The 15,690-nt window shown below is 55.5% G+C and carries 14 protein-coding genes and 1 riboswitch; of the genes, 4 read left to right on the top strand and 10 right to left on the bottom strand.

The genetic code is table 11. From position 1 onward, the window contains the following. The first annotated feature begins 192 nt into the window (after positions 1 to 192). Positions 193 to 390, top strand: coding sequence for an FmdB family zinc ribbon protein (locus tag IEY52_RS08585; protein WP_189002258.1), 198 nt, complete (start codon positions 193 to 195; stop codon positions 388 to 390). Next, positions 391 to 1,491 (top strand): S1C family serine protease, encoded by a 1,101-nt coding sequence (locus IEY52_RS08590; RefSeq protein ID WP_189002259.1) that lies wholly within the window; start codon positions 391 to 393, stop codon positions 1,489 to 1,491. A gap of 84 nt (positions 1,492 to 1,575) precedes the next feature. Here IEY52_RS08590 and IEY52_RS26640 read toward each other — a convergent pair whose 3' ends face one another. Next, on the bottom strand, positions 1,576 to 1,986 hold the full coding sequence (locus IEY52_RS26640) for a CBU_0592 family membrane protein (protein WP_229684689.1): 411 nt from the start codon (positions 1,984 to 1,986) through the stop codon (positions 1,576 to 1,578). Positions 1,987 to 1,997: 11 nt separating this feature from the next. Beyond that, positions 1,998 to 2,061, bottom strand: a riboswitch (guanidine-III (ykkC-III) riboswitch). Between the two features lie 99 nt (positions 2,062 to 2,160). Further along, the gene (gene pckA / locus IEY52_RS08600; RefSeq protein ID WP_373289844.1) at positions 2,161 to 3,768 is read right to left on the bottom strand and encodes a phosphoenolpyruvate carboxykinase (ATP); all 1,608 of its coding nucleotides are present in this window, start codon (positions 3,766 to 3,768) and stop codon (positions 2,161 to 2,163) included. Between the two features lie 405 nt (positions 3,769 to 4,173). On the opposite strand from pckA, the gene glgC reads away from it, so the two are divergent. Next, a complete protein-coding gene (glgC, locus tag IEY52_RS08605) occupies positions 4,174 to 5,412 on the top strand; it encodes a glucose-1-phosphate adenylyltransferase (protein ID WP_189002260.1) in 1,239 nt (412 codons plus the stop codon). 57 nt (positions 5,413 to 5,469) lie between these two features. Here the strand turns inward: glgC and IEY52_RS08610 are convergent, their stop codons facing one another. The 6 genes from IEY52_RS08610 to IEY52_RS08635 form a co-directional block, all read right to left on the bottom strand. Further along, positions 5,470 to 6,546 carry an ADP-ribosylglycohydrolase family protein gene (locus tag IEY52_RS08610; protein ID WP_189002261.1) on the bottom strand — a complete coding sequence of 359 codons (1,077 nt, stop codon included), beginning with the start codon at positions 6,544 to 6,546 and terminating at the stop codon, positions 5,470 to 5,472. Position 6,547: 1 nt separating this feature from the next. Next, positions 6,548 to 7,099: a 3'-5' exonuclease gene (locus tag IEY52_RS08615; protein WP_189002262.1), complete on the bottom strand. Its 552-nt coding sequence runs from the start codon at positions 7,097 to 7,099 to the stop codon at positions 6,548 to 6,550. 21 nt (positions 7,100 to 7,120) lie between these two features. Beyond that, on the bottom strand, positions 7,121 to 8,170 hold the full coding sequence (locus tag IEY52_RS08620; protein ID WP_189002263.1) for an RNA ligase (ATP): 1,050 nt from the start codon (positions 8,168 to 8,170) through the stop codon (positions 7,121 to 7,123). Between the two features lie 394 nt (positions 8,171 to 8,564). Continuing rightward, complete coding sequence (locus IEY52_RS08625; protein WP_189002264.1) at positions 8,565 to 9,830, bottom strand: AAA family ATPase; 1,266 nt, start codon at positions 9,828 to 9,830, stop codon at positions 8,565 to 8,567. A 259-nt stretch (positions 9,831 to 10,089) separates the two neighbouring features. Further along, positions 10,090 to 11,490, bottom strand: a complete 1,401-nt coding sequence (locus tag IEY52_RS08630) for an RtcB family protein (protein WP_189002265.1) — start codon at positions 11,488 to 11,490, stop codon at positions 10,090 to 10,092. A 201-nt stretch (positions 11,491 to 11,691) separates the two neighbouring features. Next, positions 11,692 to 12,684: a hypothetical protein gene (locus tag IEY52_RS08635; RefSeq protein ID WP_189002266.1), complete on the bottom strand. Its 993-nt coding sequence runs from the start codon at positions 12,682 to 12,684 to the stop codon at positions 11,692 to 11,694. A gap of 366 nt (positions 12,685 to 13,050) precedes the next feature. Here IEY52_RS08635 and IEY52_RS08640 point away from each other — a divergent pair, with 366 nt between their 5' ends. Beyond that, a complete protein-coding gene (locus tag IEY52_RS08640) occupies positions 13,051 to 14,259 on the top strand; it encodes an MFS transporter (RefSeq protein ID WP_189002267.1) in 1,209 nt (402 codons plus the stop codon). Positions 14,260 to 14,274: 15 nt separating this feature from the next. On the opposite strand, the gene IEY52_RS08645 is transcribed toward IEY52_RS08640, so the two are convergent. Together IEY52_RS08645 and IEY52_RS08650 are read right to left on the bottom strand one after the other, a co-directional pair. Beyond that, positions 14,275 to 14,760 (bottom strand): nuclease A inhibitor family protein, encoded by a 486-nt coding sequence (locus IEY52_RS08645; protein ID WP_189002268.1) that lies wholly within the window; start codon positions 14,758 to 14,760, stop codon positions 14,275 to 14,277. A gap of 57 nt (positions 14,761 to 14,817) precedes the next feature. After that, on the bottom strand, positions 14,818 to 15,255 hold the full coding sequence (locus IEY52_RS08650; RefSeq protein ID WP_189002269.1) for an Imm1 family immunity protein: 438 nt from the start codon (positions 15,253 to 15,255) through the stop codon (positions 14,818 to 14,820). Positions 15,256 to 15,690: the final 435 nt, after the last annotated feature.

The raw sequence follows: 15,690 nt of genomic DNA on the forward strand, positions 1-15,690 counted from the left end.
CTGTAGCACACTTTGCCAAATCCAGCATTGCAGAAGTCACGGTGAGAGGGACATGGCAGAAAGCTCCGGGTATTTTCATCAAGCTTCTGTTACCATGTTTTGTGGCGTTTTCCCTGGCCCCTCATGCAAGCTCTGCAACCAGAGAAAAGGTCCAGCAAAACATCAGAAATGAACCCAGGGAGGTGGCGGTCAATGCCCACATACCAGTACAAAAACCTCAACACCGGTGAAACCTTCGAAGTCTCCCAGCGCATCACTGAAAAGGCCTGGACCGTGCACCCCGAAACCGGGGATCCGGTCAAGCGCCTGATCAGCAAGCCGGGCATCGCCTTCAAAGGCTCGGGATTTTATGTCAACGACAGCCGTCCCAGCAGCAGTTCGGAGGGGTAATTGAAACTCAGGGGAATTGCGCGCATTTCACTGGCCATTGCCGCCCTGGGGGCCGTCAGTCTGACCGGCTTCTGGCTGGGGCGTTTTCAGGCTGCCAGCCCACTGGTCACCAGCGATGAAATCAACACCGTGGAGGTCACCAACAAGAACCTCAAGGCACTGGTGCGGGTCATTGCACGCATTCCCAAAGCCCAGCTGCAGCCCGGAGAATCCCCGGATGAAATTGGCAGCGGGTTCTTCTACAAATCCAACCGCATCATCACCAATTACCACGTGGTGCAGTACGCAGAGAGCATCCAGGTGGAACTGGCCGATGGTCGCATCGTGACGGCCAAACTGGACGGCATTGACCCCGGCATCGACATCGCCATCCTGGCGGTTTCCGGGGTGCAGGCTCCAGCCACCATGCGTTTTGGAACCAGCGACAAGCTGATCATCGGGCAGAAGCTGATCATTTTCGGATCTCCTTTCGGGGTGAAAAGCTTTGTGAGCACCGGAGAACTGGCCGCCGTGGAGCGCACGGCTCCTCCAGCAGATGACATCGGCCAGGAAGTCCCGGCCATGATGATGACCACTGCTTTCCTGCAACGTGGCAACAGCGGGGGTCCCATCCTCAACTCCCGTGGCGTGGTGGTCGGGGTGGCCGATGCCATGATGGCCTCCAACACCTTCGCAGCAGATGGGTCCATTGGTCTGGCCATCCCCATTGATCTGGTCAAAGAATCCATCCAGGACCTGGAACAGATTGGCATCTCCCAGCGTGGCTCTCTTGGAATCACCATGAGCAACCTGGGCGACCTGGAACCCATCATCCGCAAACAGGCTGGCATCACCACCACCGATGGTGCCGTGGTGGAAGAAGTTCCTGCAGGATCTCTGGGCCAGCGGGCAGGTCTGCGCGGAGCCATCCGGGACAACAACCGTGCACTGGTCTCTCTGGGAGACGTGATTGTCGCCATCGACAGCCAGCGGGTCAAGGACCAGTACGACGTGGTGCGCCTGGTGGCCGCCAAACGCCCTGGCCAGAAGCTGACCATCAAGGTCTGGCGCAACAAAAAAGAAGTCACTTTGACAGCAACTGTGGTGAAGAGACAGCGTTAGATCTCCCTGCTTTATTGAGGTGGGCGTTTTAGTGCACTGCGGGTCAGATCCCCCTGCGCATCGCTGACGCTCTGTGGTTCCCCCTTAACGAAGGGGGATTTCTGTCGTCCTACACCCATCCCCCAACGCTGACGGGGGACAGTGCAAGCGCAGCGAGCACAGGGGGATCTGACCCGCAGTGTTCCCAGAAGAACATTCCAACCAATCAGGGGGATCTGACCCCCAGTGCTCCCAGACCGCCATTCCAAACAAAACCTGATGCAAAACCCCTTTCCCAGGTTTCACCAGTCCCCAAACCGAAACCAGCGCCCAGACCCCTTCCAGCAGCACAAATCCCCATTCTTGCATCAGCAGGGCATCGATGGCCAGAATGCCTGAGCCTGCGGCGTTGAGGATCAGGTAGATGCGGCTGGCGGGGTCCAGTTTTCTGGCCTGCACCAGAATGAATGCTGCAAGAACCATGAGTGCACCGGTGATCTGAATGACCTGTTCCACGAGAAAACCTCCTCGCGTCGTCTTGTCTTGACCGGGTACGGCGCACCTCGTCCGAACGGGTCAGGCCCGCAAGCATGAAATTAACACACTCCGATGAGCAGATCAGGAGCAAACCACAGGCTTTTGAAAAGCAAAAGTGCTCCCAAAAGAGCACTTTTTGATCAGAGGGCAGGTTTACACCAGTTCTTCGTGGGTGGGCATGCAGGCGGTGACTTCCTCGGAAACGCCCGATTCGAAACGTTTGAAGTTGTCCCTGAACATGCGGGCCAGCCTGCGGGCGGTGCGGTCGTATTCGGGTTTGTCCTGCCAGGTGTCTCTGGGGTTCAGGATGTCTCTGGGCACACCAGGAACGCGGGTGGGGATGGAGAGGTTGAAGAAAGGCTCGGTCACGAACTCCACATCGTCCAGATCCCCGTTCAGGGCAGCGTTGATCATGTTGCGGGTGTAGGAGATGCTCATGCGTTTGCCCTGACCGTATTTGCCGCCGCTCCATCCGGTGTTGACCAGCCAGACTTTGGCTCCGGTTTCTTCCACGCGGCGGGCCAGCAGTTCTGCGTACACACCCGGGTGACGGGGCATGAAGGGGGCTCCGAAGCAGGTGGAGAAGGTGGGGATGGGTTCGGTCACGCCCTGTTCGGTTCCAGGGATCTTGGCGGTGAAGCCAGAGATGAACTGGTACATCATCTGCTCGCGCGTGAGGCGGGAGATGGGAGGCAGCACCCCGTAAGCATCTGCGGTCAGGAACACGATGTTTTTGGGCCTTGTGCCCCGTCCGCCGGGTGCAATGTTATCGATGTGGGTGATGGGATAGGCACTGCGGGTGTTTTCGGTGATGCGTCCATCGTCGAGGTCGAGGGTGCGGTCTGCACGCATCACCACGTTTTCCAGCACGGTGCCATACATGCGGGTGGTTTTGAAGATGGCGGGTTCTGCAGCGGGGTTCAGGTTGATGACTTTGGCATAACAACCTCCCTCGAAGTTGAAGATGCCGTGGTCGGTCCAGCCATGCTCGTCGTCTCCGATCAGGGCACGTTTGGGGTCTGCCGAGAGGGTGGTCTTTCCTGTTCCAGACAACCCGAAGAACAGTGCGGTGTCTCCAGCAGGTCCGATGTTGGCCGAGCAGTGCATGGGCATCACACCAAGATCCGGGAGTTCAAAGTTCAGCACCCCGAAGATGCCTTTTTTGTTCTCTCCGGCGTATTTGGTGCCTCCGACCAGGATGGTGCGTTTTGAAAAATTCACGATGATGAAGGTTTCGGTGCGGGTGCCGTCAATGGCAGGATCGGCTTTGAAACTGGGCAGGTTGATGACCGTGAAGGAGGGGGCAAAACCGCGCAATTCCACTTTGGTGGGGCGCACAAACATGTTGCGCACAAAGAGGCTGTGGTAGGCCATCTCGGTGATGAAGCGCACAGGCATGTGGTAATCGGGGTCGGTGCCTGCGAACAGGTTCTGCACAAAGATTTCCTTGCCTTCCATGTGGGCAATCATCTTGTCGTGCAGGCGGTCAAAAACCTCTGCAGAGATGGGGGTGTTGAAACCGCCCCACCAGACCCGGTCCCGGGTGTTCTCGTCTTCCACAATGAAGCGGTCTTTTGGGCTGCGTCCGGTGTGGGGGGTGGTTTCCACCAGCAGGGGGCCACCTTCCACGATGTGGCCTTCTCCCAGTCTCACTGCAGCTTCGTAGAGTTCGGCAACACCGGGATTCCAGTGCAGGTTGACATTTTTTGCTCCCAGGTAACTCAGGTCTTCTGTGCCCATGATCGCCTCCGTGCGGGTCATACAACCCCTTTTGCGTTGTGTTTTCAGGTGGGGTTGGAAATTTCCTTAACTGTAGCAAAATACTTTTTTTCACGGACCTGCAATCATCTCATCTGTCAAGTCATTTGAATGAACAAAGTCCTTTTTACCTGTTCTGCAGAGAAATTTCAGTTCGATTTGCACCGTGTGAAGTGCCTTTGAATTAGGTGTAGTGTATACACTTAACTCAGGTTAAGTGATTTCAACAAACAAAGTCCTTTTCATCCCGCATCCCCTGCTGCACGAAAATTACGGCAAATCTGACTGACGGCTGAAAAAAGGACTGCGTAAAAACATTCCTTCCTGTTTAGTTCTCAGGGTCCACCCGCAGGCCAAACCGGAAAACATGCGATAGAATGAAGCAAATTTAAAGCAAGGTGGTTGAAAGTGGCGAAACGAGTATTAGGAATGATTCTGGCAGGCGGACAAGGCACACGACTCAGCCCCCTCACCGCCAAACGGTCCAAACCCGCAGTGCCCTTCGGCAGCAAATACCGCATCATTGACTTTGCGCTGAACAATTTCATCAACTCGGGCATCTTCAGCATTTACGTCCTGACCCAGTTCAAAGCCCAATCCCTCACCGAGCACATCCAGCGCGGCTGGCGTTTCGGAACATTTCTCTCGGACTACTTCATCACCCTGGTGCCTGCCCAGATGTACCGCTACGAGGAACTCGGACCCGTGTGGTACCGCGGAACCGCAGATGCCGTTTACCAGAACCTCCACCTTGTGCAGAACTACCACGCCGATTATGTGGCCGTGTTCTCTGGAGACCACATCTACAAAATGAATGTGGCCCACATGATCGAAATGCACGAAGACACCCGTGCAGACATCACCATCGCCGCCTACCCCATGCCTGTGTCCCAGGCCAGCCGTTTCGGGGTCATGCAGGTGGACGAGCGGTACCGCATCATCGGCTTTGAGGAGAAACCCAAAGAACCCAAGGGCCTCCCTGACAAACCCGACACTGCACTCACCAGCATGGGCAACTACATCTTCAGTGCCAAAGCCCTGGAAGAGTTGCTGCACGAAGCCGAACGTGAAGGCGGCTACGACTTCGGGAAAGACATCATTCCCAAGGCCATCCGCGATGGTTACCACGTGCAGGCCTACGACTTCGCACGCAACCCCATCCCTGGCCAGACCGGACCCAACACCTACTGGCGCGATGTGGGAACCCTGGACGCTTACTTTGAAGCCAGCATGGACCTGGTGAGCGCCAAACCCGAATTCGACCTCTACAACCCCGAATTTCCCCTGCGAACCGCCATGGAATTCAGCCCTCCTGCCAAATTTGTGCACGAGGCCGGAGACCGCACTGGTCGGGCCCTCAACAGCCTGCTGGCTGGAGGCGTGATTGTCTCGGGTGGCACCGTGCGCGAGAGCGTGGTGTCCCGCCGCGTGCGCGTCAACAGTTACGCTGAAATCAACCGCAGCGTGATTCTGGACGAGGTGGAAATTGGACGGCACACCCGCATCCAGAACGCCATCGTTGACAAGAACGTGCACATTCCCCCAGGAACCCAGATCGGTTACGACCTGGAGGCCGACAAGGCCAGAGGCTTCATCATCACCGAAAACGGTGTTGTGGTGGTGCCCAAATCCTACAACTTCAAATAAGATTTCAGCAAAAAAGTCCCCTCCTCCGCAAAGGGTGAGGGGATTTTGCTGTGCGTCTTACAGGGCTTGCTGGAAAGCTTTTTCCTTTTCTGTCCAGGCGATTTCCGCTTTCAGGTAGGTGCTCAGGTCTTCAGTGTTGCCTTCTGCGTAAGCCAGGATGCGGTCCCGGTCCAGAAGTTTCTGCATGGGAATCCAGCCTGCACCATGTCTGGCCCCCAGAATGCCCCCTGCAATGGCAGCCACGGTGTCCGTATCAAACCCCAGACGCACAATTTCATCCAGCAAGTCCAGAGGATCCTGGGGCTGCAGGGCCATCAGGATGCCGTGCAAACCACCCAGCAAACCATAACCCTGGTTGGGATGGGCACGGGTGAAATCATCTGCCAGATGGGGCTTTGCTGTTTCGCTGATCCAATCCCCGAGGCTTTTGTGGTCCCTGAAATTCTGCCTGAACGCTGCCTGCAGGGTGTCTGAAACAAGATGCCCATCTGTGCGGTCAAAAGACCAGTCTGGTCTGGACAGCCAGATTTCCTCTGCATTGCGCACCCAGATGGGGAGTTTTTGCTGAACCTCTGCCACACCCAGCCCTTGCAGGAAGCCAAAAGCGCAAGCCGCAACAGCATAGGCCGTGAATGCTGCCACCCCGTGGGCATGGGTCATCAGGCTGGAAGCCACCACCACCTCTGAAAGTTCTTCAGGGGTGGAATACAGGGCAGCCAACGGAGCCACCCGCATGGCAGCACCCATTCCAGCAGAAGGACTGCCACTGCTCCTGAAGTCCTTGCCTTTGCGCAGGGCATGCACCGCTGCACTGAAATGGCGTCCATAGCCCCTGAAGGCTCCAGAACGCAAGCCCTCAATCAGCCATCTGGACCAGCGTTCGGGGGTGAACCCTTCCCGGCACACGTTGATCAGGGCCATGGCCTGCTGGGTGTCATCCGAGTGGATGCCCAGGGGCCTGAGCCGCCTGAGTTGCTGGGGAAACTGTTGCCGGATTTCCTGCATGGGGTGCTGCTCAGGCAGCCCCTGATACACCCCATAAATGCTGCGGATTTGCACCGCACTCCAGGTTTCAATGGGGCAACCCAGCGCATCTCCATAAGCCAGTCCGGGCAAAATGCCTGCTGCAGTCATGTCACCACCCCAGCACTTTCCGGGCAATCCGGGCGATGTTGAAAGCATCATCCCCGCCCCGATGATGGGTGCCCTGCAATTCCAGGTTCTCAAAGCGCAAGGCCTGTCCCATGCCCAGGGCTTTAGGCAGGCCCCGTTCAGCAGCGTGTTGCTGTTTGATGTTCAGGTGATGGTCCTTGCGCAGTTCCTGCTCACCAAAGGTCTTGACCAGCATCTTGAAGTCGTAATCTCCCCAGGACCCCCACTGGCAGGATTTGAAGTTGTGCCAGCCGTGCCTGCGGGTCAGGGCATTGAGTTGTTCCAGAAGGTCTGAACGCTGCACCACCTTTTCTGCTTCCAGAACAAAAGTCTCTGGGCTGATGGTGGTGAGTTCTGTGCAAAACGCACTGATTTCACTGTGTCTGGGAGGGATCAGAAATGATCCCCATTCCAGCACGCCCTCTCCTTCTTGCAGGATGGCGTAACCCAGTTCAATCACTTCACTGGACATGCCAGCAGGGATTTTCCCCTGCCAGCACGTGGATTCCACATCGATGATCAGGATGTTTTTCATGTGTCTGCTTTCTGTGTTTCATCAGTTGAATTCTTCCCCGGTTTCCTTGTAGGCCGGGTTGATCACTTTCAGTTTGAGCCACTCACCGTCTTCGGCCTTGCGGTCCAGGTGGGGACGCACCACCACACCTTCACGGATGTGCAGGGCCTGACCGGAAACCAGCTCTTTTCCCTTGCTGAGGGCGTAAAGATCGGCCTTGCCAAACTTTCCGTCGTAAACCACGGGCACCCACAACTCCCGGAAAGGTGTGAGTTCAGGGGCATCATAGGGCAGAATCACCCCATCCACCCGCACTTCAAACACCCGGAGGGTCACCCGGTTCTGGCCATAGTTGTAGCCTTTCTGCACAGGGATCACCTCGGTGAAGATCTGGATGCTGTTTCCAGGCAGGGTTTGCACTTTCTCTGCCAGACCCGAGTTTTTCAGGGCCTGCCAGTAGACGTTTCCCTCAGAGGGTTTCAGGACCAGTCCTTTTCTGAGCATCCCTTTGGAGGACACCCGGATTTCCCATTCGGAATCTGCACGGGCGGCGTCTGCACGGGTGAACAGGAAAATACCCTGAGATCCGTGCAGTTTTTCGGTCACGACCACCCGTTCAGAAAAGTCCAGTTCGTCCCGGTAGGTGCCGTACTGGTTGCAGTCGTGGTGGCTGTAATACACATGTATTGGCACGGGATCCACTTCGCCCTGCATGTGGTAAGGGATCTGGGGTTCGTATTTCTCTATTTGCAACAGGCTGGAAACGTCCTCTCCCAGCTCTGCCAGATTCAGCAAGTCCTGGATGTCTTCACCAAAAAAATTTGAAACGTCCTGCAAGGAAAGCGCAATTCCCATGGAGATTTCCCCCCGCAGTTGCACACTGCGCACCCGGCCTTCCCTGGCATAAGGAAAAGCGGCCTGCAGCACTTCTGGAAGCAGGGAATCTTTGGGGATGAACACCACCTCATCGCCATCTCGCATCTCCCCTTTTTTGACCACCAGCTGGTTCGCGCCCACTTTGGCGATTTCCAGGCTGTCTGCATTGGAGTGGGGTTTGATGGAAACAAGGTGTTTGGCAACGGACCAGAGCATAAAAATCCTCTCAGACCCAGATGATTCTGGGTTTTTGGTATGTGAATTTGGACCTGTTTTGCGCAAAGGCTTTGGAGGAGCCCGAACACTTCTTTTATAGTTCAGCAGTCCCAAACAGGCATCTGCTAAACAGCCATTTCTGGGTAGGCCACAAGGCCCATGCTGCAATCTTCAAAATCAATTTCATTTTGTACTCGCTCTAAATACCCAGGTTTCTTTGCAACTTTTTTTGATGCCTTGCGTATTTTAGATTGGCCTTCACACACTCCGGGGCCACCCAGGATCAAAATTGAGCGACAGACTTTTTCTTTTTGGACCCTTCATCAATGCATTGAAGACACAACATATTTTTCAGAGCAACAGAAGGAATTTTCCTTCCGTTGCTTTTTGATTTTCAACCCACCTTTTCCAGGTTCTGCACCCGACCTTCGCCAATTTCTTCCAGCAGATTCTCAAAACGTTGCACGGCCAGCACAGCACTGCGTTTGTATTTGCTGAAAAACACCTGCAACTGGGCAGGAGAGTACAGTCCGTCTGTAAAAACCGCCCGAAAGGCTTCCAGATGCTCTTCTCCGTAAAAAGCCAGGAACATTTTTCTGGCTGCAGGCCACCCCATGCGTCCAATCAGGAATTTGCGGTCAATTCTGCCCGGACGTTCCAGTGCCGCATCGAAAACCTCGCGGTGGTTGGCGGTCACAAAAAGCAACATCCCCTTTTTGACTTCCAGACCGTCCAGTTGATTGAGCAGGGCATTCAGGGAAAACTGCTTGCCTCTGGCCCTGATCACCCGGTCCAGATCTTCCATCACCAGAATGGCCCCTTCCGGGATGTGCCGCAGGGCTTTCCCCAGACCATCGTTGCCCAGCAGCGCCTCATTGATGATGTACACGGGGCGGTTCAGGTGTGAGGCGAGGCCCTTGATCAGGCTGGTTTTCCCTGTTCCAGGAGGACCATACAGCATGTAACCCCGCTTGTAGGGAATGTTGAGGCGGGCATACCACTGCTCGTCCTGCCTGAACTGTTCGATGTCAGAAAGCAGCTCCTGCACCATCACTTCATCGAAGTACAGGGTGTCCAGATGGCGTTTGGTGGTGGTGGTGCGGACCATGTACCCGTGGGTGTTCTCCACGTTGTAGATGAGGAGGTCTTCGGGGTTCACCCCGGTGATGCGCTCGTTGAGGTGCTGGATCAGGGCCTGCATGGCCGCTCTGGCCTTCCAGTAGGTGTAGACCTTGTAGCTGTACATCATGGCCCCACCCTTGTAACCTGCCACCCCCTTGGTGCTTTCCTCGGAGTAATCCACAAAGTACCTGTGCCCCTGAAAAATGAACGAAAACACATCGGCATTGGAGATGGTCTGGACTTTGCCATCCTTGTTGTCCTCGTCTTCTTCGGATTCCAGGTAGGTCAGGCGGTACTGTTTGTTTTTCAGTTTGATGGTGCTGCTGGACAGCAGCCGGATGAATTCCTCGTAGACCACTTCGTCGTTGGAGTCGATGGTGATGCCGTGAACCAGACGCTCTTTCAGGTAGGTGTAGATCTTGTCCGGGACTGCTCTGAGCTGGGTGCCAAAAAAACCCAGCAGTCCAATCACCAGACCTCCCCTGAAAAAATCATTGTCGTGACCCACAAAATTCTGGATGGTTTGCAAAATGTCCAAAGTGCTCCTTGCAGCATCAAAGCTGCAGACTTCCGGGCAACTGCGCCCAGAAATCAAAAACATGGGAACTGTTCCCCCTGAGAACTCCAGGGGGATGGTGCTTTAAACCTGTGCTTCAAAACGGTCTTATCAACGGTCCTGTCAAATGCAAGAACCTTCTGGATCTTGCTGTGAACTGTGAACTGTAAACTTTGGACTGCTCAAGCGACACCTGGCCTTGATCCTTCTGACCAGCGCCTCAAGGCAGACCCAACCTCTGTCAGATGTCTTCGTTCCCGGAGTCCATGCGTACGATTCTGGGCTGGAAGGAGGCGATGGGCTTCACCAGGTCTTTCTGGGCGGCCATCACCGTGGCAACATCTTTGTAGCAGTAAGGGCCTTCGTCCACACCTGCACCGATCACCTCTACACCTGCGTCCTTTGCAGCCTTGATCAGGTCTTTCTGCTCATAGGTGCGTTCAGCGGCGCGGCGACCAATTTTGCGTCCGGCACCGTGGCTGGCACTGGCGAGGCTTTTTTCCTCTCCTTTGCCGACCACAATGTAAGCAGGCTGGGTCATGCTGCCGGGAATCACCCCTAGCTGTCCTGCGGCTGCAGGGGTTGCCCCCTTGCGGTGCACAATCAGTTCTTTCCCGTTGTGCTGTTCTTTCCAGGCAAAATTGTGGTGGTTTTCCACATGGGAAATGATCTCCGAGCCCAGATCCTCTGCAATGCGCTCGTGGATGATGTGGTGGTTGGCACTGGCGTAATCCCCCATCAGGTTCATGGCCTCCCAGTACTCCTGACCGTCTTCGGTGTTGAGGTCCAGCCAGGCCAATGCCTTGTAGGGCAGATCCAGGTTGGGCAGGTTTTTCTCGGCGCGTTTCATGTACTCGGTGGCGATCTTGTGACCCACCCCGCGAGAACCGCTGTGGCTCATCAGGGCGAGGTATTCACCCGCATCCAGTCCCAGTTCCTGGGAGAATTCCTCCAGGGTCAGGATGCCAAACTCCACAAAGTGGTTGCCACTGCCGGAAGTGCCAATCTGGATGCGGGCCCTGTCCTTGAGCTGTTTGGCAATCGCGATGCTGTTCCAGCGGGGATCGTCCAGCACAGCATGGTCGGGGGCCTCGTTTTTGGACCAGCCTTCGCCCGCCCCGAAACGGGTGTTGTTCAGCAGGATTTTGCGCAGTTTTTCGTTTTTCAGGGTCTTCTTGCCCGAGAGTTCATCAAACACGCTGATGCGCACCCGGCAGGCAATGTCGTAACCGATCATGGCAGGGCTGACGGCATTTTCCAGTCCTGCCACACCCCCAATGGGCATGCCATACCCCAGGTGGGCATCGGGCATCATGGCTCCAGCCACCGTGGGGGCCAGGCTCATCACATTGACCATCTGGGCAAAAGCACTTTCCTCGATGTTTTCGCGGCCCCAGATGGTGTAGTTCACGGGGTCCTTGATCAACTGGGCCTGGTCGCGCTTCTGGTGCATCAGTGCGGCCAGATGTTTGTAAATGGCATGGTCAAGGTAAGGGGTGGGATCTGCCATCAGGGCGGTCAGGTCCTGCAGGATTCTGGCTTTGGGGTGCTTGTGGTTCTTGGCGACCTCTGCTGCACGCAGGGCCTCCTTGATTTCACGGTTCTGGTAACCGATTTCGATCACTTCTCTGGGGATCATCATAAAATACCTTCTTTGCAGGAGCCATCAGCGATCAGCACTCAGCTGTCAGCAGCAGGGCACCGGGAATGGAAAAACAGGGTCAGCTCCACTTATAAGGCTGATTCCAGTGGCTTTCTGCTCCAAATCACTCACAATTCAAGGGTTGCTCACGCCATCATGCGGATTGAGTTTATTGTAGCCAGATGCACACTGGCCCACATGCTAACTTTCACTTACCTCTTCACCTGTATCAGGTAAGCCATCCATAGTAAAAGCAGCTTCCATTCCCTGCTTTGCCGTCTCTGTGGCAACCTCAGGAGCATAACTGAGGGCCAGGGTGGCCTGATAGGCTTTGATGGCATTGTCCCGGTCTCCCAGAGCATCCCGCACCTGCCCCAGACGGGCAAAAATCAGGCCAGGAAGGTATCTGGGGTCGTCTTTGACCCCATGGGCGGCATCAAAAAGCAGGCTTCTGGCGCTTTCCAGGTCTCCGACAGCCAGATAAATGTTGGCGGCTGCATATTGCAATTCAGATTTCGGGGTGAGGAGGTCCCCCTCTTCACGCAGCAAACTGGTCACCAGGGTTTCCAGATCATCGTCTTCTTCAATGAGGGCTGCACGGTCTGCCAGAGCACGAAGCCTGGAACTTTCACCGGGTCTGAAATTTGTAAGGTCTGCAACCTGTGTGTCAGGAACAAGGTCCAACAGATCGGGGATGTCATCGAGGGCAGCCAGCACCACGCCATCGGGAATTTGCTGAAGTTTTGCAGCCAGCCTGTCCAGACGCTGCTTGCGGTAAGCGGTGGCTGGCCCCTCCTCCAGCAATTGACCCACGTTGGTGTGGTACTGCTGCATGTGCCGCAAGGTGTCTGCACTGTGGGTGCTCTGGGCCGTGAAAGGCTGCCTCAAAAATTCCAGCAAACCTGCATCCAGACGCTGCCTCTGCTGAATCAGTTTTTTTCCCTGGGCATACTGGTTCAGGTAATCGTACATCCTGGCCTGGTCCTGCTGGGCCTGGGTGTCGTCTTCTGCCAGCACTGTGCAGGCGACTCCAGCCGTTTCCAGTGCAAATTTCAGGGGGTGTTCTGGTCCCATGAAGACGGTGCTGTACACCTCTCTGACCCCAAGGTGCCTGAGGACTTCAATGACGGTGCTGGTGTTGTAGGCCGCATGCAGGCGGTGGAGTTCCCCGAGGTCAGCAATGAATTGCATCATGGGAACAGTTTAAGGGATGCCGGGTGCCTTGGAGGAGCCAGTCATGTCCTTTGCCGAGAGCCGAGGGCCGAGGGCAAAAAGCTCCTTGTGGCCAAAGCTCTGAGGCGTTGTGTTTTCGCTAAAGCCTTTGCATTGCATGCTCTCGGCTCTGGGCCCTCAGCCCTCGGCATCTATGCCATATGGCTTAAACCTTCACACTCCCCTGCTAAAAATGGCCTAATTCCAGGATCCAGCAGTAGGATTGCGTTGTTAAGGGCTGCGCCGCTTTTGAACGGTCAAGTGCGGGCAGCCTTTTCATGCCCGATCCCATCTGAAACACAGTGCCATGGCTCGGGCCGGGAGTCAAAGGTGTTGTGGCGACAGCGGATGCGGGAAAACAATTTCAGGTTTGGTGTGTACAACGGATGGCTGGTTCTGCTGGCTGACGGGATGATGAATCCCAGCATTGTGATTGCAGCCTTTGCCACCCAGCTCGGGGCCAGCAACGTGACCATCGGGCTGATTCCAGCGCTCAGTGCCGGAATGTGGTTTCTGCCGCAGCTTTATGTGGCCTCCATTGTGCGCAGCTACCCCAGAAAACTCCCGGTGTACAACCGGATGGCCAACATTCGCACCACCATGTACATGTGTCTGGCCCTGACCAGTTTTCTGTTCATCGGGCATCCCAATGTTTTGCTGACGGTGTTTCTGCTGTGCATTGCCGGGAGTGCGCTGGCTGCAGGGATCACGGGGCTTCCCTGGCTTGAGGTGGTCTCCAAGGTCATTCCCCAGCAGGAGCGCCCCCTGTTCTTTGGAATCCGCAACCTGGGAGGAGGAATCCTGGCTTTTGGGGCAGGCATTTTGATCCGTTTCATCATGGGTTCGGGACTGCCTTTTCCCTACAATTATTCCCTGATTTTCTTTCTGGGAGGGCTGATTTACACAGCCGGGTACGCCCTGTTCGGGCACATCAAGGAACCTGAAGAACCGGTGCAGCCCAGAACCAATGTGCTGGAAGACATCCGCAACATTCCCAACATGCTCAGGGCAGACCCGGATTTGCGGCGCTTTCTGGTGGCCCGTGCTTTTGTGGCCATCGCCGGAATTGCAGAGCCTTTCTTTGCCGTGTATGCCCTGAAGCAGTTGCACATGGAATCAAATTTCATCGGGTATTTCCTGATGGTGATTGCAGGGGTGGTGCCCCTCTCCAACCTGTTCTGGACCTGGATCGGGACCGACAAGGGGAACAGACGGGTCATGCGCATTGCCACTTCCATTGCGGTGCTCGCTCCAGTGGTGGCCTTGCTGACCCCACCAGAGTTGCCCATCATGTATTTGCTGGTGTTCGTGCTGTACAGCATGGCACAGCAGGGGTACGGTCTGGCCTTTGGAAGTTACACCCTCAACATCTCCCCTGCCCATGACCGCAGCCGTTACCTGGGCACCATGAACACCCTGATGGCCTTCATGGTGTTTGCTCCGGCCTTCGGGGGTGCACTGGCAGACCATCAGGGCTTCAAAGCTGTGTTTTATGTGTCCATTTGCGCTTTTGTGCTGGCCTGGCTGTTCCTGAGCAAACTGCGCAAGGATGCCTGACCCTCAGGTTTCCATTCAGGTCTCAATGCTGAGGGTTTCCAGACCCACCACCCGGCCTCCCACCAAGGCCACAATGTAGATGTGCACCTGGATTTCTCCGATGCGGTACACAGCCAGCTTTTTGCTGTGTTTCTCATAGATTTTTTGCAGGTTCTGCATGTCCAGAACAAAAGCCTGTTGACCCTCATCCATCCAGGGCTCCAGGTGGGTGAAGCGGGCAAAGAAAGCAGAAAAATCGAGCCGCTGCGAGGTTTCTCCAGCATGGCCCACAACCGCAGCAAAAGTCTCTGCATCTGGCAAAGCATGCAAAGGAAGTTCAAAAGCTGTGAAGGGAAAATCAGACTCGCTGGGAAAAAGCATGCCCTCTGAGGCTTGCAGGATTTCGCTCTGGAACGATTGGGCCACACGGGTCTGCACAATGGTGGGCATCAGGCTTTGATGTCCACAGGAAACAGTTGCAAAAGACAGCAAAACGGGCAAAGCAAGACGTAAACTTTTCACGGTCCAAGTTTAGGTCTTGCTGCTTTTTCTGGCTTCAGGAAAAAGACGGAGCTGCTGTTAAGCACTCATCCAGCGGAGGGACCTGGGGATTTCTCCAGTCTCTGCGAAACTGAGGAACACCTCTTCGGCCAGTTCAAACGGCACAGTGAACCTCAGGTCAATTTCGCTGAGGTGGCCATCGTCAATGAAAGCCATGCATCTTTCGGATCGGATTTCAGATCGGGAAGCACTGGTTTTGATGTCGTCTGATTTGAGTTCATCGGCCACATGACAGAACGGTCCGTTTTCGGGCTTGTAGACCAGGTAACTGCGTTCTGCACCCACCAGGATGCTCATGGCACCACTGTTGATCACCCGCAACTCCACCGAGAGAGGCACCCCTTGCTGGGCAGCCACTTTGCGGGCCTGCTCGATGGCACGGATCAGGTCCGCCTTGGACGTCACCTGTAAGGCTTGCAAAATTCCCTGCCAGACCACTGTTCCAACTGGAGTCATGGACCACCTCCCACCCTGCTCACATTGCAGAAGACCAGTAGGGTGAATCTATCCTGCACCCCCTGAAAGGCAATCACAAGGGGCAAAGCCCCCCTTGAAGGGGATCTGGAAGCGTTTCATTGAGCAAAATGTACACATCCGATCAGCCGGAAAGGGATGACTGGGTGAACAGGCTGGGGAGGGTCAGAAAACTTCTGGTTTTGCCGAGGGCGCAGAGCCGAGGGCCAAAAGCAAAAATCTGCACAGGCTCCGGTGGCCTCCTGTTTCAGACAAACGGGCCTATCTTTGTCCTCAAATCTTATGGGTCAAAACCTCAGTGCCCGAGGATCTGGGAAAGAAAGAGTTTAGAGCGCTCATGCTGCGGGTTGTTGTAAAACTCCTCCGGGGTGGCCTCCTCCACAATTGCCCCCTTGTCAAAGAACACCACCCGGTCCG

The organism is Deinococcus roseus (genome assembly GCF_014646895.1).
GTDB classification, from domain to species: domain Bacteria; phylum Deinococcota; class Deinococci; order Deinococcales; family Deinococcaceae; genus Deinococcus_C; species Deinococcus_C roseus.

What these genes read in the sequence shown, in the direction of transcription:
- IEY52_RS08585 (WP_189002258.1), top strand. Translation starts at nt 193, where the DNA reads ATGCCCACATACCAGTACAAAAACCTCAACACCGGTGAAACCTTCGAA.
- pckA (WP_373289844.1), bottom strand. Translation starts at nt 3,768, where the DNA reads ATGACCCGCACGGAGGCGATCATGGGCACAGAAGACCTGAGTTACCTG.
- IEY52_RS08610 (WP_189002261.1), bottom strand. Translation starts at nt 6,546, where the DNA reads ATGACTGCAGCAGGCATTTTGCCCGGACTGGCTTATGGAGATGCGCTG.
- IEY52_RS08615 (WP_189002262.1), bottom strand. Translation starts at nt 7,099, where the DNA reads ATGAAAAACATCCTGATCATCGATGTGGAATCCACGTGCTGGCAGGGG.
- IEY52_RS08620 (WP_189002263.1), bottom strand. Translation starts at nt 8,170, where the DNA reads ATGCTCTGGTCCGTTGCCAAACACCTTGTTTCCATCAAACCCCACTCC.
- IEY52_RS08630 (WP_189002265.1), bottom strand. Translation starts at nt 11,490, where the DNA reads ATGATGATCCCCAGAGAAGTGATCGAAATCGGTTACCAGAACCGTGAA.
- IEY52_RS08635 (WP_189002266.1), bottom strand. Translation starts at nt 12,684, where the DNA reads ATGATGCAATTCATTGCTGACCTCGGGGAACTCCACCGCCTGCATGCG.
- IEY52_RS08640 (WP_189002267.1), top strand. Translation starts at nt 13,051, where the DNA reads ATGCGGGAAAACAATTTCAGGTTTGGTGTGTACAACGGATGGCTGGTT.
- IEY52_RS08650 (WP_189002269.1), bottom strand. Translation starts at nt 15,255, where the DNA reads ATGACTCCAGTTGGAACAGTGGTCTGGCAGGGAATTTTGCAAGCCTTA.